At 72.3% G+C, this 17,745-nt stretch carries 17 protein-coding genes; 2 read left to right on the top strand and 15 right to left on the bottom strand.

Annotated elements, in window-relative coordinates:
- Window positions 1–117: 117 nt before the first annotated feature.
- The 5 genes from FQY64_RS14670 to FQY64_RS02150 form a co-directional block, all read right to left on the bottom strand.
- Window positions 118–681 (bottom strand): hypothetical protein, encoded by a 564-nt coding sequence (locus FQY64_RS14670; RefSeq protein WP_186760825.1) that lies wholly within the window; start codon window positions 679–681, stop codon window positions 118–120.
- A 22-nt stretch (window positions 682–703) separates the two neighbouring features.
- Complete coding sequence (locus FQY64_RS02165) at window positions 704–1,009, bottom strand: LysM peptidoglycan-binding domain-containing protein (RefSeq protein WP_146472065.1); 306 nt, start codon at window positions 1,007–1,009, stop codon at window positions 704–706.
- A 116-nt stretch (window positions 1,010–1,125) separates the two neighbouring features.
- Window positions 1,126–1,932 (bottom strand): NADPH-dependent 7-cyano-7-deazaguanine reductase QueF, encoded by an 807-nt coding sequence (queF, locus tag FQY64_RS02160; RefSeq protein WP_146472064.1) that lies wholly within the window; start codon window positions 1,930–1,932, stop codon window positions 1,126–1,128.
- A 22-nt stretch (window positions 1,933–1,954) separates the two neighbouring features.
- Window positions 1,955–3,010, bottom strand: a complete 1,056-nt coding sequence (locus tag FQY64_RS02155) for an STAS-like domain-containing protein (protein WP_146472063.1) — start codon at window positions 3,008–3,010, stop codon at window positions 1,955–1,957.
- Between the two features lie 89 nt (window positions 3,011–3,099).
- Window positions 3,100–4,413: a M20 family metallopeptidase gene (locus FQY64_RS02150; protein ID WP_146472062.1), complete on the bottom strand. Its 1,314-nt coding sequence runs from the start codon at window positions 4,411–4,413 to the stop codon at window positions 3,100–3,102.
- Between the two features lie 114 nt (window positions 4,414–4,527).
- On the opposite strand from FQY64_RS02150, the gene FQY64_RS02145 reads away from it, so the two are divergent.
- A complete protein-coding gene (locus FQY64_RS02145; protein WP_146472061.1) occupies window positions 4,528–5,853 on the top strand; it encodes an APC family permease in 1,326 nt (441 codons plus the stop codon).
- A gap of 443 nt (window positions 5,854–6,296) precedes the next feature.
- Here the strand turns inward: FQY64_RS02145 and zapE are convergent, their stop codons facing one another.
- From zapE to FQY64_RS02130, 3 genes are all read right to left on the bottom strand, one after another.
- Window positions 6,297–7,394 (bottom strand): cell division protein ZapE, encoded by a 1,098-nt coding sequence (gene zapE / locus FQY64_RS02140; protein ID WP_146472060.1) that lies wholly within the window; start codon window positions 7,392–7,394, stop codon window positions 6,297–6,299.
- A complete protein-coding gene (locus FQY64_RS02135; RefSeq protein WP_146472059.1) occupies window positions 7,387–8,055 on the bottom strand; it encodes an alpha/beta hydrolase in 669 nt (222 codons plus the stop codon). Before FQY64_RS02135 ends, zapE begins: the two co-directional genes overlap by 8 nt.
- Before the next feature lie 82 nt (window positions 8,056–8,137).
- Complete coding sequence (locus FQY64_RS02130) at window positions 8,138–8,653, bottom strand: c-type cytochrome (RefSeq protein WP_146472058.1); 516 nt, start codon at window positions 8,651–8,653, stop codon at window positions 8,138–8,140.
- A 203-nt stretch (window positions 8,654–8,856) separates the two neighbouring features.
- Here FQY64_RS02130 and FQY64_RS02125 point away from each other — a divergent pair, with 203 nt between their 5' ends.
- The gene (locus FQY64_RS02125) at window positions 8,857–9,786 is read left to right on the top strand and encodes a TraB/GumN family protein (protein WP_146472057.1); all 930 of its coding nucleotides are present in this window, start codon (window positions 8,857–8,859) and stop codon (window positions 9,784–9,786) included.
- A gap of 7 nt (window positions 9,787–9,793) precedes the next feature.
- Here the strand turns inward: FQY64_RS02125 and FQY64_RS02120 are convergent, their stop codons facing one another.
- The 7 genes from FQY64_RS02120 to rsmG all read right to left on the bottom strand — a co-directional run bounded on the left by FQY64_RS02120 (window position 9,794) and on the right by rsmG (window position 17,702).
- Window positions 9,794–12,394, bottom strand: a complete 2,601-nt coding sequence (locus FQY64_RS02120; RefSeq protein WP_146472056.1) for an EAL domain-containing protein — start codon at window positions 12,392–12,394, stop codon at window positions 9,794–9,796.
- A gap of 233 nt (window positions 12,395–12,627) precedes the next feature.
- Window positions 12,628–12,969 (bottom strand): lipid-A-disaccharide synthase N-terminal domain-containing protein, encoded by a 342-nt coding sequence (locus FQY64_RS02115; RefSeq protein ID WP_146472055.1) that lies wholly within the window; start codon window positions 12,967–12,969, stop codon window positions 12,628–12,630.
- 3 nt (window positions 12,970–12,972) lie between these two features.
- The gene (locus tag FQY64_RS02110; RefSeq protein ID WP_146472054.1) at window positions 12,973–13,698 is read right to left on the bottom strand and encodes a glycosyltransferase family 2 protein; all 726 of its coding nucleotides are present in this window, start codon (window positions 13,696–13,698) and stop codon (window positions 12,973–12,975) included.
- A 65-nt stretch (window positions 13,699–13,763) separates the two neighbouring features.
- The gene (locus tag FQY64_RS02105; protein ID WP_146472053.1) at window positions 13,764–14,720 is read right to left on the bottom strand and encodes an NAD-dependent epimerase/dehydratase family protein; all 957 of its coding nucleotides are present in this window, start codon (window positions 14,718–14,720) and stop codon (window positions 13,764–13,766) included.
- A 528-nt stretch (window positions 14,721–15,248) separates the two neighbouring features.
- The gene (locus tag FQY64_RS02100) at window positions 15,249–16,181 is read right to left on the bottom strand and encodes a ParB/RepB/Spo0J family partition protein (RefSeq protein WP_146472052.1); all 933 of its coding nucleotides are present in this window, start codon (window positions 16,179–16,181) and stop codon (window positions 15,249–15,251) included.
- Window positions 16,178–16,987 (bottom strand): ParA family protein, encoded by an 810-nt coding sequence (locus FQY64_RS02095; RefSeq protein WP_146472051.1) that lies wholly within the window; start codon window positions 16,985–16,987, stop codon window positions 16,178–16,180. The genes FQY64_RS02100 and FQY64_RS02095 overlap by 4 nt, the downstream gene beginning before the upstream one ends.
- 52 nt (window positions 16,988–17,039) lie before the next feature.
- On the bottom strand, window positions 17,040–17,702 hold the full coding sequence (gene rsmG / locus FQY64_RS02090; protein ID WP_146472050.1) for a 16S rRNA (guanine(527)-N(7))-methyltransferase RsmG: 663 nt from the start codon (window positions 17,700–17,702) through the stop codon (window positions 17,040–17,042).
- Between the last annotated feature and the right edge of the window lie 43 nt (window positions 17,703–17,745).

The following is a 17,745-nucleotide window of genomic DNA, read 5'->3' as shown; positions in this document are numbered from 1 at the left end:
CGCCATCCGGTCGCGAATGGCGCGCGTATCGCCGGAACGAATGGGAACGAATGGGCCCCGGCCTTCGCCGGGGCGACGTGAGCGACTGCGCAGCGCCGCTGCGACGCGCCCGGCGCCTCAGCCGGTGCCGGTCGTCGCGCCGGCGTCCTGGGCCGCGACCTCGAACTCGCGGCTTTGCACCGGCTGGCCGTCGAGCAGGATCTCGACCCGGTAGCGGCCGGCCGGGAAACCGCTCGGCTTGTTGATCTTGAACGCGGTCTGGCCGGTGCCGCTGAGGGTGACGTCGAGGTTCTGCTCGTGGATCACCTGGCCGTCCTTGCTCCAGCGCGCGCCGAGCCGGGCGGGCACGCTGGCGGCCGGATCGGCGGTGGTGGTGGCGACCGAGACGTAGATGGTGTCGCCGGGTTTGAAGCTGGAGGCGGCGGCGGCGATCTTGTTGTTGTCGTCCACCGAGGTGCCCAGCTCCAGGCTCACCACCTGCGCGGCCGGCGTCGGCGCGGCGGCAGGGGCGGACGTGGCCGGCGGCAGCGTCTGCGGTGCGGGCGATGCGGTGCCGGCCGGCGTGGTGCCGGGCGGCGGCGCGGCCGCGGTGTCCTCGGCGCCGCGATCGCGCTTGCAGGCGGTGAGCGTCAGGGCGACCAGCACGGCGGCGGTCGCCAGCGGCAGAGCGTGGCGGGTCATGCGGAGTCTCCGTGGGTTCGGATCAGAACGCGTCGTCGTCGAGATCGGGAATGCGCAGGGCCTGGCCGGGGAAGATGCGATCCGGGCTCTCGAGCAGATCGCGGTTCGCCTCGTACAGCGCCTTCCAGCGGCTCGCGCGGCCGTAGAACTGCTGCGCGATGTGCGACAGCGTGTCGCCGCTGCGCACGATGTAGGTGCGCTCGCTGCCGGCCGGCGTTTCGGTGCTGCGCGCGTCCGACTGGATGTCGCCGAAGCCGCGCACCGCTTCCGTGCTGCGTGCGCCGCCCTGGATGTCGGAGAAGTCGCGCGGTTTGTCGGGGTGGTTCATGGCCGCCCTCCGCGGGAAACGGGAATGGGCCGACCATGACAAAGCCGATGTCAACGCCGCATCGCCGTCGCGTCGGCAACGGGTTGCGCGCCCCGCCCCGGGCCTCGGACCGCGGGCTACTGGCGCAGATCGCGCAGCGGCGCCGGGCGCGGGGCGCCGGGGGTCGCCCGCCACGGGTTGATGTCCAGCCCGCCGCGCCGCGTGTAGCGGGCTTCGACCGACAGCATCGACGGCCGCGCCACCCGCATCAGGTCGACGAAGATGCGCTCCACGCACTGCTCGTGGAATTCGCAGTGGTCGCGGAACGACACCAGATAGCGCAGCAGCGCCGCGCGGTCGAGCCGCGGGCCGCGGTAGGCGATCACCACCCGCGCCCAGTCGGGCTGCCCGGTGACCGGACAGTTCGACTTCAGCAGGTCGCTCGCCAGCGTCTCCTCGCAGTCCTGGTCCGCGTCGGCGCGCAGCAGGTCCGCGCGCGGCGGGCCGTAGTGGTCGATCGCGACCTCGAGCCCATCGATGCTCTGCGCGCTGTCCTCGCCGAACGGCGGCAGGCCGAACCGCACCTCGACCGCACCGCCCGCCGCCTGCGACAGATCGGCGGCGATGCGCGCGCGCGCCGCCTCCGGCGCGTCGAAGCGGGTGGCGTTGTAGGAGTTCAGGTACAGCTTGAGCGATTTGGATTCGACCAGCCGCGGGCTGTCGGCCGGCACTTCGATCGTCGCGGTCGCCGCCACCGGCTTGCCGCGTGCGTCGAGCCAGCTCAGCTCGTAGGCGTGCCAGCGGTCCACGCCCACGAACGGCAGCGGCGTGCCGACGCCGATCTCGCGACGCCCGAGCGCGCGTTCGATCGGGTACAGCAGCGTCGGGTCGTAGTGGCGCGGGTACTCGACGCTGCGGCCGAGCGGAAGGTGGTTCGCGGTCATCGGATGCTATCCAGAACAACGATCAAAGAAGGGGCAGCTGCTCGCTGTTCTCGTCGCGGAGCACTTCCGCACGCCGGATCATCTGCTGCACTTCCGGGCTGGCGTGAATCGGGATCAGCTCGATGGCGGGATGCTCGTTCGCGAACACCCGGAACACCTCGTCCGCAAACGCCTGTCCGATCCGTTCGACGCCCTCGAAGTCCAGCACTACCGTGCGGAACCGGTCCACGCGCTGCAACAGCCGTTTCGCCTGCGAACGCGACACCAGGTTCTCGTCGCCGATTCGCGCCAGCCGGACCGGCACGACCGTTCGCGCGAACGCATAGTCGTCCGGGCCGCTGGAGAACGCCTGGAACACTTCGGTCACCGTGCGGGCCGAGTCGGGCCTGATCTCCATGAAGACCGTGGTGCCCGTGCGCGGCGCGTCGTGATCGAACAGCATGTCGTCCTCGGCCGAGGCGTCGTGGTCGAACAGCAGTTCTCCCGAGGCGATCTGGAAGCGGTCGAACATCCGTGAGGTGAAGAAGATGCCTTCCCCGGAATGACGACGGGGATCGGTCGTCAGCTTTCCTTTCGACAATTCCAGCAGCGCCAGGCGCTCGTCCGGCAGACTCAGCGCCCGGGTGATCTTGCGGAAAATACCCACGCCGTCGTCGGCGACGACGAGGGACAGCTTGCTGGCGGTGCGATCGACGAGGACCTGTACGGTCTCGCCCTCGGAATGGTCGATGGCGTTGTTGACCATCTCGGTCATCCCGTGATGGGCGATGTCGAGCACGTTGGCCGGCAGACCGGTCAAGAGTGGCATCGCGTCGCGGGCCCAGACCAGATCCTCCGCTAGGCCGGCACGGCGGTAGGTGAAGACCCGGCGACGGTTGGGACCGGGGGAGTAGACCGGGCGCGTGGTCCCGACACGCGTCAGATAGCCCTGTTCCACCAGCGCGCGTACCCGCGAGGCGACGGCCGTGCGGCTGAGCCCCAACGCCCGGGCGGTGGCATGCACCAGGTCGCGCGGATGGGTCCCCACCGCGGACAGAAGCGCAGCGTCGATTTCAGGCGAGCGGTCCCGTCGGGCCATGTCCGCATTGTAAAGTTAAGCGGCCTTATTAAAAAGTTAACCGCCCGGAACTCGAAAGTTTGGCTGCGGCCTTGTGGCCGCGCGGCCGCTCAGGGCGTCCGCGGCGTGCCTTCCAGGTAATCCAGCGTGACCTGCAGCATCGCGCGCAGGCCGACGTCGAGCGCCTGCTCGTCGAGCATGAACTGCGGCGAGTGGTTGCTCGGCGCGGTGACGGGGTCGATGCCGGGCGAGGTCGCGCCGACGAAGAAGTACATCGACGGCACCTCGCGCGCGAAGTAGGCGTAGTCCTCCGCGCCCAGCTGCAGCGGCGGCTCGATCAGCCGGTCGGCGCCGACCACGGCGGCGAGGCTGGGGCGCACGCGCGCGGTGAGCGCGGCATCGTTGACGGTGACCGGGTTGCCGCGCGTGTCGGGGACGTGCGCCTCGACGCTGGCGCCGTGCGCGGCGGCGACGTGTTCGGCGACGTTCCTCAGGTCGGCGAACACCTTCCGCCGCACCTCCTCGTCGAAGGTGCGGACGGTGCCGATCATCTCCACCTGGTCGGGGATGATGTTGTAGCGGATGCCGCCCTTGATCGCGCCGAAGCTGACCACCGCCGGCAGCCGCGCGATGTCGGTGCGGCGGCTGACGATGGTCTGCGCGCTGCCGACGATGTCGGCGGCGGCGACGATCGGATCGATGCCGCCCCACGGCCGCGAGCCGTGCGTCTGCCGGCCCTTGACGACGATGCGGAAGCGGTCGGAGGCGGCCATCAGCGGGCCCTCGCGCACGCCGATCGCGCCGACCGGCAGGGTCGAGAACACGTGCAGGCCGAACATCGCGTCCGGCTTGAAGTCGCGGAACAGGCCCTCCTCGAGCATCAACGGCGCGCCGCCGTCCTCGCCTTCGGGCGGGCCTTCCTCGGCGGGCTGGAACACCAGCATCACCTGGCCGGGCAGGCGGTCCTTCATCTGCACCAGCGCCTCGGCCACGCCCATCAGGATCGCGGTGTGGGCGTCGTGGCCGCAGGCGTGCATCACCCCGACCGTCTCGCCGCGGAAAGTCGCGGTGGCCTTCGAGGCGAACGGCAGGCCGGTCCGCTCGGTGACGGGCAGCGCGTCCATGTCGGCGCGCAGCGCGATCCGCGGGCCGGGGCGGCCGCCTTCGACGATCGCCACCACGCCGTGGCGCGCGATGCCGGTGCGCGGCTTCAGCCCCAGCGCGCGCAGGTGCTCGGCGACCTTCGCCGCGGTGCGCTGCTCGCGATTGGACAGTTCCGGGTGCTGGTGGAAATCGCGCCGCCAGGCGATGACCCGCTCGCGCAGCGCGCGCGCCGCGGTCTCGACCTCGGGACGCTGTGCGGGCTGCGCCAGGGCGGCGGAACAGACGCACGACAACAGGGCGGTGGCGAGGGCACGGCGCATCGGCGGACTCCGCGGGGGGGGGGGGCAGCCGATGCTATCCCAGCGCCGTCACGCCGCCTCGTCGGCAGCGCGCGAACATGCGAGGCTGCCGCCGTCCACCGCAGGCCCGCGCGCATGACCGCTCCCGTTCCCACGCCCTCCGACCGGCTCGAAGGCGAGGCCGCACTGATCCGCGCGGTCGGCACCCTGGCGCTCGCCGCCGCCGTCATCAACGTGATCGTCGGCGGCGGCATCTTCCGCATGCCGGCGCCGCTGGCGAAGGAGATGGGCGCGGCGGCGCCGCTGGCGCTGGTGGCCGGTGCGCTGGCGATCGTGCCGGTGGCGCTGTGCTTCGCCGCGGTCGGCAGCCGCACGCACGCCACCGGCGGGCCGTACACCTACGTCCGCGCCACCTTCGGCCGCTTCGCCGGCTTCCTCGCCGGCGCGCTCATGTGGATCAGCCATGTGGCCTCCAGCGCCGGCGTGGCGGCGGCGTTCACCCTGCAGGTGGCGAGTCTGCTGCCCGCGCTGGACGGCCCGCTGGCGCGGACGGCCCTGCTGACCGCGCTGTATGGCGGCCTGTTCGCGCTCAACGCGTTCGGCATCCGCCTCGGCGCGGGGGCGATCGCCGCGCTGGCGGCGCTGAAGCTCACGCCGCTGTTCCTGCTCGCCGGCATCGGCGTGTTCTTCGTCGACTGGAGCGCGGTGAGCCTGGCGCCGGGCGACATCCCGTCGGTGTCCGCGCTCGGCGCGTCGATGGTGCTGGTGATGTTCGCCTATTCCGGGATGGAAACCGCGCTGGTGCCGAGCGGCGAAGTGCGCGACCCGGCGCGCAACGTGCCGCGCGCGACGATGGCGGCGATCCTGCTGGTGGTGCTGCTCTACCTCGGGCTGCAGATCGTCGGGCAGGGCGTGCTGGGCGCGGCGCTGGCGCGAAGCGCGGTGCCGATCGCCGACACCGCCGGCGCGCTGTGGGCGCCGGGCCGCACGCTGCTGCTGGTGACCGCCTGCATCTCGATGGCGGGCTTCCTGCTCGGCAACCTGCTGGGCTCCTCGCGCCTGCTGTTCGCGCTCGGCCGCGACGGCTGGCTGCCGCGCGCATTCGGCCGCGTCAGCGCCTCGCACCGGGTGCCGCTGCTGGGGCTGTTCGCGCATGCGGCCATCGCTTGGGCGCTGGCGGTCGCCGGCACGTTCGACACGCTCGCGCTGATCTCCGGCGGCGCCATCTGTCTGGTCTACATCTGCGTGGCGCTGGCGGCCTGGCGCGCGCAGACGCTGGACCTGCGCGAGCGCGGCGCGCCGTTCGCGCTGCCGTGCGGGCCGCTGATCCCGCTCGTCTCGATCGCGATCATGGCGGCGATCCTGCTCACGCTGAAGCGCGAGGAGTGGCTGGCGATCGGAGTCTCGCTGGCCGCACTGGTGCTGGTGTACGCGCTGCTGCGCCTGCGCCGGTCGCCTTGACGCTGAAGGCGGGGCAGGATGGGTAAGGAGGCACGCTGCTTGTAGAGGCACGCGGGTGAAGCCCGCCCAACGCCGACGCCGGCCCGCCGAACGCCCGCGCCGCTGGCGCGGGCCGGAGGTTGGGAGGGGGTGAAGCGGTCGCCGACCGACGCGGAGCCACCGACGCAACCCCTCCCCAACCCTCCCCTGCACGCAGGGGAGGGAGGCCGCCGCGTGGCCCGCCGAACGCCCGCGCCGCTGGCGCGGGCCGGAGGTTGGGAGGGGGTGAAGCGCGCACCGGCGGGCGCGCGTCCGCGGCGCAGCCGGCGATCAGCGCGAGCGAAAGCGCAAGACCGGCGATGCGGAACAGGCGAACGCGGGTCGGCATGTCGTCGTCCATGAGGCGCCGCGCGCCACGTCAGCAGATCGATGGGATCGAGCGCGGCGGCACGCCGACACGCCGCTCAGCCGCGATGCTCCAGCGCCAGATAGTCCGCCGACTGCATCTCGATCAGGCGCGAGGCGGTGCGCTCGAACGTGGCCGCCAGACGCCGTCCGGTGTACAGCGCGTGCGGCGCCGCGGCGGCGGTGCAGACCAGGTTGACGTGACGGTCGTAGAGCTCGTCGATCAGCGTGACGAAACGCTTGCAGGCGTCGTCGTTGCGGCCGTCGAACAGCGGGATGCCGCCGAGCAGTACGGTGTGGCGCTCGGTCGCGATCTCGATGTAGTCGCCCGCCGCGCGCGGGCCTTCGCACAGCGCCGCGAAATCGAACCAGGCATGGCCTTCGGCGAGCGCGCGCACCGGGATCGCCCGGCCGTCGATCGTCAGCGGACCGTCCTCGGCCGGCGAACCGCCGCTCAGTTCGCGCCAGCGCTGCGCCAGCCACGCCTCCGATTCGGCATCCAGCGGCGCGCGGTAGACGGGCGAGCGGGTGAGCGCGCGCAGACGGTAGTCGCGGGGGCTGTCGAGGTGCAGCACCTGGCAGTGCGCCTGCAGCGCGGCGATCGCGGGCAGGAAGCGCTCGCGCTGCAGGCCGTGCAGGTACAGGTTCGCAGGCGCGGTGTTGGAGGTGGTCACCAGCGTCACGCCCTCGGCGAACAGCCGCTCCAGCAGCCGGCCGAGCAGCATCGCATCGCCGATGTCGGCGACGAAGAACTCGTCCAGCACCAGCACGCGGAGCGTGCGCCGCCATTGCGCCGCGATGTGCGCCAGCGGATCGGCGGCGCCGGCGTGCGCCTTCAGCGCCGCGTGCACCTCGCGCATGAAGCGGTGGAAGTGGGTGCGGCGTTTCTCCGCGATCGGCAGTCCGTCGAAGAACAGGTCGATCAGGAACGTCTTGCCGCGGCCGACGCCGCCCCACAGGTACAGCCCCGGCACCGGCTCGCGACGGCGGCGCAGCAGGCGGTCGAACAGACCGGACGGCGGTGCGGCGAGCAGCCCGGCGTGGATGCGGTCGAGCGCCGCCAGCGCCGCCTGCTGGGCCGGATCGTCGTTCCACTCGCCGCGGCGCACGCCCTCGGCGTAGCGCTGCGACGGCAGCCGGCCGTGCGCCTCAGCCATCGTGCGCGGCGGGCAGGTAGGGCTTCACGCCGTGCTTGATCGCACCGCGCAGATCCATCAGGCGGCGGTGGAAGAAGTGGCTGGTCTCCGGCATGCGCACCAGCTCCGGCGGCTGCTTCATCGCCTCGATCCAGGCGTACACCGCCTGCGCGTCGACCACCTCGTCGGCATCGCCCTGGATCACCAGCCACGGGCACTCCGGCAGTTCGATCGCCTGGAAGTCCCAGCTCCGGCCCACCGGCGGCGCGATCGAGATCAGCATCGCCGCCTGCAGCGCGCGCGCGCACTTCAGCGAGACGTAGGCGCCGAAGCTGAAACCGGCCAGCCAGAGCTGGGCGTCGGGCCGCGTCGCCCGCACCCAGGCGGCGACCGCGCGCAGGTCGGCGGCCTCGCCGTCGCCCTCGTCGAACACGCCTTCCGACTGGCCGACGCCGCGGAAGTTGAAGCGCACGGTGTCCACGCCCGACTCGCGCAGCGCGCGCGCGGCCATCGTCACCACCTTGTTGTGCATCGTGCCGCCTTCGGTCGGCAGCGGATGGCAGACGATGGCGACCGCAGGGCGACGCGGCGGATCGCCCAGTTCGACGTGCGCCTCCAGCCGGCCGGCGGGGCCGGCGAGGGCGAGCGCGGCGTCCTCGCGAGGGAAGGCGGGTTCGGTCATGCGGCGATGATACGGATCGCGCGCGAAGGCGCAGAGACGCGAACGCCGCCCGGAGGCGGCGTTCGGACGGCGGATGCGCCGCTCACTTGACGTTGGCGAGCATCCAGTCGACGGTGACCTTGACCTGCTCCTCGGTCAGCGCCGGGTTGCCGCCCTTCGGCGGCATGAAGCCGGCCGCGCCCTGGAAGCCCTCGATCGCGTGCTTGTAGAGCGTCTCGGTGCCCTTCGCGGCGCGCGCGCCCATGCCGGCGGCGGTGAGCGTGGGCGCGCCGCCGACGCCGGCGGTGTGGCAGCCGCCGCACAGGTTGTTGTAGATCACCGAACCGTCGGTGGTGCCGCCGTAGGCCACCTGCGAGGCGGCCTTGGCCGCCGCCGCGGCCGCCGCGGCGGCCTGCTGCGCGGCGCCGGTCTGGCCGGCGTAGACCGCGCCGACCGGGGCGATGCGCTGCTCGGTGGCGCGCACGCGCGCGGGGTTCTCCTCAGGCGGCAGCCGCTTGTGCAGCATCAGCGAGCCGACGATCAGGCCCAGCGTGACCAGCACCAGGAAGCCGATCACCATGGAAAACTTCTTGAGGAACTCCAGGTCGTAGTTGCGCACGATCCACCTGCTATCGCGCCCGCCCGGGGCGCCTGGCATCTGTAGAAGGGAGCGCCGCGAACGGCGGCCGCCGGACGGTCCCGCGCCGCAGCGGCCGGACCAGCCCCATAGCATACGCGATCGGCGCGGCGCCCGGAACGCGCGGCCTTGCGCCGGCGGGCCGAAGCCGCGAGCATCGGCGCCACCTTCGCCGGGAACCGCCCATGCGCCGTCTGAAAGGCCGCCTCGCCGCCCTCGCGCTCGCCCTCGCCGCCCTCGCCCCGGCGTCCGCCGCGGATCCTGCGACCCGCGCGCCGGTGCCGCTGCTGTGGAAGGTGTCCGACGCCGACAACGCGGTCTACCTGCTCGGCTCGTTCCACCTGCTGCGCGAGGCGGACTACCCGCTCGCCGCCGACGTCTACGCCGCGCTGGAGGATGCCGAGACGGTGCTGTTCGAGATCCCGCCGGAAGACATGGCCTCGGCGCAGGCCGCGCAGGCGATGCTGGGCGCGGCGCTGCGCCAGGACGGCCGCACGCTGGACAGCGAACTGGGGCCGGAACTGGCCGGGCGCCTGCGCGAGTGGCTCGCGGCCAACCGCGCCACGCTGGCGGCCTCGGGGATTCCCGACGCCGCCCTGCAGGCGATGGAGCCCTGGTTCGTCGGCCTGCTGGTGACGCAGATGCAGCTCGCCCGCGAGGGCATGCGGCCCGAGCTCGGCCTGGACCGCCATCTGGCCGAGCGCGCCCGCGCCGCCGGCAAGCCGACCGGCGGCCTGGAGACGATGCAGCAGGTGATCGGCGTGCTCGACCGCCTGCCGCCGGAGGTGCAGCGGCAGATGCTGGCCGAGGCGATGGAGGATGCGCAGACTCACGAGGCGCTCGAGCTCCACGCCGACTGGCGACGCGGACGCGTGGAGGCGATGGCGCGCGCGGCGGAGGACATGCGCCGCCGCTACCCGGACCTGTACCGCCGCATCAACGTGGAGCGCAACGACGCCTGGCTGACCCAGCTCGACGCCCATCTGCGCGGCGGGGCCGACGATGCGCTCGCGGTGGTCGGCGCGCTGCATCTGGCGGGCGCGGACGGTCTGCTGGAGCGCCTGCGCGCGAAGGGCTACCGGGTCGAGCGGATCTGCGCGGCCTGCGCGCGCTGAGGCGCGGCTACGCCTCTTCCAGTCCGAGCAGCCGGCGCGCGAATTCCGACGCCGGCAGCGGCGGCCCAAGCAAGAAGCCCTGCAGCACGTCGCAGCGCAGCAGGCGCAGCAGCTTGGCCTGCTCCTCGTCCTCCACGCCTTCGGCGACCACGCGCAGGCCGAGCGAATGCGCGAGGTTGATGATGTGCGTCACCAGCGCCAGCGTCTCCGGGCTCTGCGTCATCAGCCGGGTGAACGACAGATCGATCTTGAGCTCGTCCGCCGGCAACCGCGCGACGTAGTTCAGCGACGAGTAGCCGGTGCCGAAATCGTCGATCGCCACCCGGCAGCCGAGCGCGCGCACCTCCTCCAGCAGCGCGATGGTCTGGTTGATGTCCTCCATGAACAGGCTTTCGGTGACCTCGATGTCCAGCGGCGGGCTTTCGCCGGCGAACGGCGCCAGCAGGCCGCTGCAGTGCTCGAGGAAGCCGGCGTGCTGCAGTTCGCGCGCCGACACGTTGACCGCCAGCCGCAGGCCCGGCCAGTGCTCGCGCCACGCCAGCGCGGTGCGCAGCGCCTCGCGCAGGGCCCAGCGGCCGACCGGCACGATCAGCCCGCTGTCCTCCAGCACCGCCATGAACTCGGCCGGACCGACCCGCCCGCGCTCGGGATGGCGCCAGCGCAACAGGGCCTCGGCGCCGACCAGGCGATGGGTCTCGGCCGCGACCTTGGGCTGGTAGTGCAGTTCGAACTCGCCGCGTTCGACCGCGCGCCGCAGCTCCTCTTCCAGTTGCAGCCGCTGCGCCGCGCGCCCGCGCAGCTCGGCGCCGAACGCCATCGCCCGCACCCGGCGCTTGCGCGCCTCGGCGAGCGCGGCCACCGCGGCGTGCTCCAGCGTTTCCGGATCGGCGCCGTGGTCCGGACCGATCGCCAGCCCGCCGTTGAGGCGCACGCGCATCGGATCGCCGTCCAGCGCCAGCGGGGTGCGGTTGAGCTGCTGCAGCAGCGCTTCCATCCGCGCCAGTTCGTGGTCGGCGTCGCCTTCGGCGGGCCAGGCGAGCGCGAACGAATCGGCCTCCAGGCGCGCGAGCATGGCGTGGCCTTCGATCAGCCGCCGCAGATGCTCGCCGACGGCGGCCAGCAGGCGATCGCCGAACGCGCGTCCGCGCGATTCGTTGATGGCGCCGAAGCGCTCCAGGTCCAGCACCGCGAGCGCGACCCGCTCGCGTTCCAGCCGCGTCTGCAGGTGCGCCTGCAGCGAGGCGCGGTTCGGCAGTCCGGTCAGCGGGTCGAAATAGGCCAGGTACTCCAGCCGCTCGCTCTTGGCGATGAAGTCGGCGGCGTAGTCGATCTCCTCGGCCAGCCGCTTGTACAGCGCGCGCTCCTCCTCGTCGAACGCCTGCGGCGTGGCCGCGAACAGTCCCAGCGCGCACCACGGCGGATCGCCGACCGGCACCACCAGTTGCGCGGCGATGCCGGCCTCGCGCGCCATCGCCGCCGCCCAGTCCGGGACGCCTTCGGCCGCGCTGGCCAGATCCGCGGCCACCGTCCATTCGTTGCGCTGCAGCGCCCGCGTGCCGGGGCTGGGCCGGACCGGATCGGCCTGCCCGCGGCGGCCGATCTCCGCCACCGCGGCGATCGCCGCCGCATCGCCGTACCACGCGCTCAGCCGCACGCCCTGGCCGCCCGCGCCCGGCTCGCCGATGCAGGCGGCGAGGAAACCGCCCTGCTCCACCGCCACCCGGCAGGCGGCGTCGAGCACCTCCTGCCGCGTGCCGGCGCGCAGCACCGCGTTGCCGAGCGCGCTCAGCACGCCGTGCAGGCGCGCCAGGTGCTGGATGCGGTCCTTCTTCTGCAGCAGCTCGGTGATGTCGTGATTGACGCCGCGGAAGCCGCGCACCCGGCCCTGCGCGTCGCGCAACGCCTCGCCGGTGCTCTCCACCACGCGAACGCTGCCGTCGCGATGGAGCCAATGCAGCCGCCAGCCGCGCCAGCCGCCGCCGTGCTCGATCAGCGCAGGCAGCCGGCGCGCGACCTCGGTGCGGTCGTGCGGATGCAGCAGCTGCAGGCAGTCCTGGCCGAGCAGCCGCTCCGGCGCGTGGCCCAGCATCCGTTCGACCGCGGCGTTGCAGTAGGTGAGGCGGGCGTCGCGGTCGATCTCCCAGATCCAGTCGTGGCTGTTCTCGACGATGCTGCGGAAGCGTTCCTCGCTCTCGCGCAGCGCCGCCTCGATGCGCAACCGTTCGCGGCGCTCGCGCGCGGACTCGAGCGCGCGCCCGACCACCGACGGCAGCCGGCGCAGGTTCTCCTTCAGCACGAAATCCGCCGCGCCGCGGCGGATCGCCTCGATCGCGACTTCCTCGCCGACCGTGCCGGCCACGTAGACGAACGGCAGCAGCGGATCGTGCGCCTGCACGATCGACAGCGCCTCGTGATCGCCGAAGCCGGGCACCGCGTGATCGGCCAGCACCACGTCCGGGGCGAACGCGGCCAGCGCTTCGCGCAGCTCCTCGGGCGAGGTCACCCGGCGGTGCTGGCATGGATCGGGAAGGTCGCAGATGGCCCCGAGGATCGCTTCGGCGTCCTCGGCAGATTCCTCGACCAGCAGGGCGCGAAGCGGGGCGTCCACTCAGGACCTCCTCCTGCGACTGCTGCGGCCGGGGCGCTCCGCGGCGGACGCGCGCCGGGCGTGCGTGCGCAGGTCGGCGGTGCGCGCCTGCGGGCGTGGCGAGGGCTCCATGGAGGTCGGCTGCGTCATCCCTGCAGGATCGCGCGTGCGATGTGTCCGAAGTGTCGCCCGAGCGTGCGCGGGATGTGCCGGAACGTCAATCGCGCGCCGATGATCGGCAGTGCCGCGCCCGATCAGTGCTGCGCCTTGTCGCGCTTCCAGCCGCGGTGGCGGATGTCGAGGTAGAGGCTGTACGCCGCGGTGAACGCCGGGAACAGGTTCTGGAGGATGCCGACCGAGTCCTGCTTCTGCGAGAACAGGAAGTAGCTCAGCGTCATCGCGCTGCCGAGCAGGCTCATGTACCAGAACAGGCGCGGGATCACCGGCTTGCCGTGCCGCCGGGAGGCGACGAACTGCACCAGCCAGCGGCCGCCGAACATCAGCGCGCCGGTCAGGCCGATCAGCTTCCAGGGCGAGGCGTGCAGCCCGGTCCACTCGAGCCACGGCAGCGGCGTGTTCATGAAGGCCAGCAGCATGGCTCAGGCCTCCTCGACCGGGGTGATCTTCGAGCGGCGGATCAGCCAGGCCACGCCGCGCAGGTCGCTGATGCCCACCAGCGCGCGGCCCAGGTTGTTGTACTTGGACACGCCGGCGCCGCGCGGGCGATGGTTGACCGGCACACTGACGGTCTTCCAGCCGGCGCGCTGGAACAGCGCCGGCAGGTAGCGGTGCATGTGGTCGAAGTACGGCAGGTCGAGGAAGGCCGCGCGCTCGAACAGCTTGATGCCGCAGCCGGTGTCGGGCGTGGCGTCGCGCAGCATGCGCGCGCGGATCGCGTTGGCGATCTTCGACGCCCAGCGCTTGCTGCCGGAATCCCGGCGCTGCACGCGCCAGCCGGCGAACAGCTTCACCTGCGGCTCGGCCGCCGCGCGCGCCGCGAGCAGCTTCGGGATATCGGCCGGATCGTTCTGGCCGTCGCCGTCGAGGGTGGCGATCCAGTCCCCGCGCGCGGCCTTGACCCCGGTGCGGATCGCGGTGCTCTGTCCGCTCTGGCGCAGATGGCGCACCACCCGCAGCTCCGGCACCTCGGCCTTCAGCGCCTGCAGCGCGGCCAGCGTGCCGTCCTGCGAGCAGTCGTCGACGTAGACGATCTCGAACGCGGTCGCGCCGCGCAGCGCGGCGAGGATCTCGCGCACCAGCGGGGCGACGTTGTCCTGTTCGTTGAACACGGGCACGACGACCGACAGCGGCAGCGACGCGCTCATCCACACCTCTCCGGCCCGCGGCGCGGGCGATGGCTACGCCGTCCGGCGCGGACGGCAACGGGCCATTATCCGAAGTAGGCCCGGCACCAGTCGACCACGCGCGGCAGACCGGCCTCGATCGAGGTGGTCGGCTCGAAGCCGAACGCCGCCTTCGCGCGCGCGGTGTCGGCCATGGTCTCCAGCATGTCGCCGGGCTGCATCGGCTTGTAGACCTTCTGCGCCGGACGTCCGGCGGCCTGTTCGATGACCGCGATGAAGCGCTCGAGTTCCACCGGCGTGTGGTTGCCGAGGTTGAACACGCGATGCGGCGGGGTGTCGGCCGGGGGATGGTCGAGCGCGCCGAGCACACCGGCGACGATGTCGTCGATCCAGGTGAAGTCGCGGCGCATCCTGCCGTGGTTGAACACGTCGATCGGCCGGCCCTCCAGCACCGCGCGCGAGAACAGCAGCGGCGCCATGTCCGGCCGACCCCACGGCCCGTACACGGTGAAGAAGCGCAGGCCGGTCGCACGCAGGCCGTAGAGCTGCGCGTAGGTGTAGGCCATCAGCTCGTTGGCGGCCTTGGTGGCGGCGTACAGCGAGCGCGGCCGGTCGATGCGCTGGTCCTCGGAGAACGGCGGCGTGGCCGAGTCGCCGTAGACCGAGGACGAACTGGCGTAGACCAGGTGCGCGACGCCGCGGTGCCGGCACAGTTCCAGCAGGTTGACGAAGCCGACCAGGTTGCTCTGCACGTACACGTGCGGGTTGGTCAGCGAATAGCGCACGCCGGCCTGGGCGGCCAGGTGCACCACGCGTTCGGGACGCACTTCGTCGAACAGCACGGTCAGCGCGTCGAGGTCGGCGAGGTCGAGAACGCGGATGTCGGCATCGGGGCACAGCGCGGCGACCCGGTCGCGCTTGAGCTGCGGGTCGTAGTAGTCGTTGTAGTTGTCCAGACCGACCACGCGTTCGCCGCGCGCCTGCAGCGCGCGCACGGTGTAGGCACCGATGAAGCCGGCTGCGCCGGTGACGAGGACGGTCATGGGCACTCGCGGGTCGGGAAGGCCGCGCATTCTCGCAAACGGCCGGGTCGAGCGTGTGTCAATGGATGAGCCTGGGCGGGTTCCGCCCGGTCCCGGGTGCGCTTCGCTTGCCGGGGCTACGGTACTACGTCTACTGCGGTGTGCAGCAAAGCGTTCCGCCCTTCGGGCGGGCTACTTTCTTTGTCTTGCCAAAGAAAGTAGCCAAAGAAAGGCGCTTCCCCGACACGACAATCCCGCGATCGGATGCCGCCTCGGGATTTTCGTACGCGACATCCCCCGTATCGAGTACGGGGCAGGCTCTGTCGCGTCCGAAAACGCTCGACATCCTGTCGAGCGCCCTCCGGGTCTCCGGTTCGTTCGGCTTGCAAGCGCTGATTCGCTCCGATCCGCATCCGCGCCCATCCGTGGCAAAAACCCGCTTCGCGTGGGGCGTGTGTACGCGCGCATCGGGCCCCACGAGACGGAAAGAGCGGTTCCGCCCTGCGGGCGGGCTACCTCCGGGTTTCCGGAGGGCACGGACGCGTCCGGTCAGCCCGCCTTGCCGCGCAGCCGTTCGAGCACGCCTTCGAGCGAATCGAGGTCGCTGTAGTGGATCACCAGCCGGCCCTTGCCGCCGCGCCCGTGCAGCACGTTGACGCGGGTGTTGAGCGTCTCCGACAGCTCGCGCTCGAGCGAGGCGATGTCGGCCTGCGGGCGCGCTTTCGGTTTGGCGGCCCTGCCCTTCGCCTCGCCGGGCACCTTGCCGGCGGCGAGCAGCTGCACGCGGTGCTCGACCTCGCGCACCGACCAGCCCTGATCGACCGCCTGCCGCGCCTGCGCGATCGCCGCCTGCGGGGTCAACGTCAGCAGCGCGCGCGCATGGCCCATCTCCAGCGCGCCGGTCTCCACCAGCGTGCGCACTTCCGGCGGCAGTTCGAGCAGGCGCAGCAGGTTGGACACCGCCGCGCGCGAACGGCCGACCGCCTCGGCGGCCTGCGCATGGGTGAGGTCGAACTCGTCGATCAGCCGCTGCAGCGCCTGCGCTTCCTCCAGCGGATTGAGGTCCTCGCGCTGGATGTTCTCGATCAGCGCCATCGCGACCACGGTGCGGTCGTCGACCTCGCGGATCACCACCGGCACCTCGGCGAGCCCGGCGCGTTGCGAGGCGCGCCAGCGGCGCTCGCCGGCGATGATCTCGTAGGTCTTGCCGCCGCGCTCGCGGCCGATCTCGCGCACCACGATCGGCTGGATCACGCCCTGCGCCTTGATCGACTCGGCCAGCTCGGCGAGCTTGGCGTCGTCCATCGCCTTGCGCGGCTGGTACTTGCCGGGGGTGAGCGCGTCGATCGGCAGCCGGCGCAGGGTGTCGTTCGGCTGCGCCTCCAGCGGCGGCGCCTCGGCGGCCGCCTTCGGACCGAGCAGGGCTTCCAGGCCGCGGCCGAGGCCGCGTTTCTTCGCGGGCGCGGACTTGCTGTCGTTCATGCCGGGCTCTCCGTGGTGGCGCGCGCCGGCGCGGCCTGTTCGCGCTCGCGCTGGCGGCGGATCACTTCGCCGGCAAGACCCAGGTAGGCGATGCCGCCGCGGCTGGCGCGGTCGTAGCCGACGATGCTCTGGCCGTGGCTGGGCGCCTCGGCCAGCCGCACGTTGCGCGGGATGATGGTGCGGAACACGCGCTCGCCGAAATGGTTGATCAGCTCGGCCGACACCGCGTTGGCGAGGTTGTTGCGCACGTCGAACATGGTGCGCAGCACGCCTTCGATCTCGAGCCCGGGATTGAGCTGGCCGCGGATCGCCTCGATGGTGTCGATCAGCGCCGACAGGCCCTCCAGCGCGTAGTACTCGCACTGCATCGGCACGATCACCGAATCGGCCGCGGTGAGCGCGTTCAGCGTCAGCAGCGACAGCGCCGGCGGGCAGTCGATCAGCACGAAGTCGTAGCGTCCGGCGATGCCGCCGAGCGCGCGCTTCAGGCGCTGCTCGCGGCCGTCCTCGTTCATCAGCCGGATCTCGGCCGCGGTGAGGTCGATGTTGCCCGGCAGCAGGTCGAAGTCCTCCGCCGTGCGCACGATCGCCTGCTCGATCGGCACCTCGCCCAGCAGCACCTCGGTGATCGAGGCGGACAGCTCGCGCTTGTCCACGCCGGAGCCCATGGTCGCGTTGCCCTGCGGGTCGAGATCGATCAGCAGCACGCGCTTGGGCGCGCGCGCGAGCCCGGCGGCCAGATTGACCGCGGTGGTGGTCTTGCCGACCCCGCCTTTCTGGTTGGCGACGGCGATGATGCGGGCCATGGGCGCCCCTGGGCTGGATGACGGAGCCGGCGGAGGTCCGGCGGGTCGCCGATTATGCCGTGGCCCCGTCGCGCCGTCCCACGACCAGCAGATGCCGTTCGGCCGCAAGGCCGGGCACGTGCAGCCGGTGCGCCTCGAGCACGCGCCACGGCGCCGGCAGCGCGGCGATCTCGTCCTCCGGGTAGACGCCCTTCATCGCCAGCAGCACGCCGTCGGGCTTCAGCAGATGCGCGCCGAGCGCGAGGATCTCCGGCAGCGTGGCCAGCGCGCGCGCGGTGATCGCATCGAACGCACCGGCGGGGCCGGCGGCCTCGATGCGGCGCTCCTGCACCTCGGCGTTGGCCAGCCGCAGCGTGCGCAGCGCCTCGCGCATGAAGCGCGCCTTCTTGCCGTTGCTCTCGACCAGGCTGACCCGCAGGCCCGGCCTGGCGATCGCCAGCGGGATGCCGGGCAGGCCGGGGCCGGTGCCGAGATCGGCCAGCCGGCCGCCGCGCGCGGCAAGCAGCTCCACGTGCGGAAGCATCGCCAGCGAATCCAGCAGGTGGCGCACCACCATCTCCTGCGGATCGCGCACCGCGGTGAGGTTGTAGGTGCGGTTCCAGCGCGCCAGCAGTTCGAGGTAGGCCAGCAGCGGGTCGGCCAGCGCGGCCTCGAGCCCGAGCGTGGCCAGGCCGGATTCGAGCGTCGGGCGGGCGGTGGGCGGCAGGGCGGTCACGGCGGGGCGGCGGTCGGGCGGGCGCGCATTGTCGCCGTATTCG

This window comes from Vulcaniibacterium thermophilum (assembly GCF_007923255.1).
GTDB classification, from domain to species: domain Bacteria; phylum Pseudomonadota; class Gammaproteobacteria; order Xanthomonadales; family Xanthomonadaceae; genus Lysobacter_F; species Lysobacter_F thermophilum.
The sequence above is the reverse complement of the archived record's forward strand: the minus strand, read 5'-3'. Positions and strand labels throughout refer to the sequence as shown.

What these genes read in the sequence shown, in the direction of transcription:
- queF (WP_146472064.1), bottom strand. Translation starts at nt 1,932, where the DNA reads ATGACCGCGAACCACCTTCCGCTCGGCCGCAGCGTCGAGTACCCGCGC.
- FQY64_RS02165 (WP_146472065.1), bottom strand. Translation starts at nt 1,009, where the DNA reads ATGAACCACCCCGACAAACCGCGCGACTTCTCCGACATCCAGGGCGGC.
- FQY64_RS02105 (WP_146472053.1), bottom strand. Translation starts at nt 14,720, where the DNA reads ATGACCGTCCTCGTCACCGGCGCAGCCGGCTTCATCGGTGCCTACACC.
- FQY64_RS02135 (WP_146472059.1), bottom strand. Translation starts at nt 8,055, where the DNA reads ATGACCGAACCCGCCTTCCCTCGCGAGGACGCCGCGCTCGCCCTCGCC.
- FQY64_RS02095 (WP_146472051.1), bottom strand. Translation starts at nt 16,987, where the DNA reads ATGGCCCGCATCATCGCCGTCGCCAACCAGAAAGGCGGGGTCGGCAAG.
- FQY64_RS02125 (WP_146472057.1), top strand. Translation starts at nt 8,857, where the DNA reads ATGCGCCGTCTGAAAGGCCGCCTCGCCGCCCTCGCGCTCGCCCTCGCC.
- FQY64_RS02145 (WP_146472061.1), top strand. Translation starts at nt 4,528, where the DNA reads ATGACCGCTCCCGTTCCCACGCCCTCCGACCGGCTCGAAGGCGAGGCC.
- FQY64_RS02100 (WP_146472052.1), bottom strand. Translation starts at nt 16,181, where the DNA reads ATGAACGACAGCAAGTCCGCGCCCGCGAAGAAACGCGGCCTCGGCCGC.
- FQY64_RS02155 (WP_146472063.1), bottom strand. Translation starts at nt 3,010, where the DNA reads ATGGCCCGACGGGACCGCTCGCCTGAAATCGACGCTGCGCTTCTGTCC.
- FQY64_RS02115 (WP_146472055.1), bottom strand. Translation starts at nt 12,969, where the DNA reads ATGCTGCTGGCCTTCATGAACACGCCGCTGCCGTGGCTCGAGTGGACC.
- FQY64_RS02150 (WP_146472062.1), bottom strand. Translation starts at nt 4,413, where the DNA reads ATGCGCCGTGCCCTCGCCACCGCCCTGTTGTCGTGCGTCTGTTCCGCC.
- zapE (WP_146472060.1), bottom strand. Translation starts at nt 7,394, where the DNA reads ATGGCTGAGGCGCACGGCCGGCTGCCGTCGCAGCGCTACGCCGAGGGC.
- FQY64_RS02110 (WP_146472054.1), bottom strand. Translation starts at nt 13,698, where the DNA reads ATGAGCGCGTCGCTGCCGCTGTCGGTCGTCGTGCCCGTGTTCAACGAA.
- FQY64_RS14670 (WP_186760825.1), bottom strand. Translation starts at nt 681, where the DNA reads ATGACCCGCCACGCTCTGCCGCTGGCGACCGCCGCCGTGCTGGTCGCC.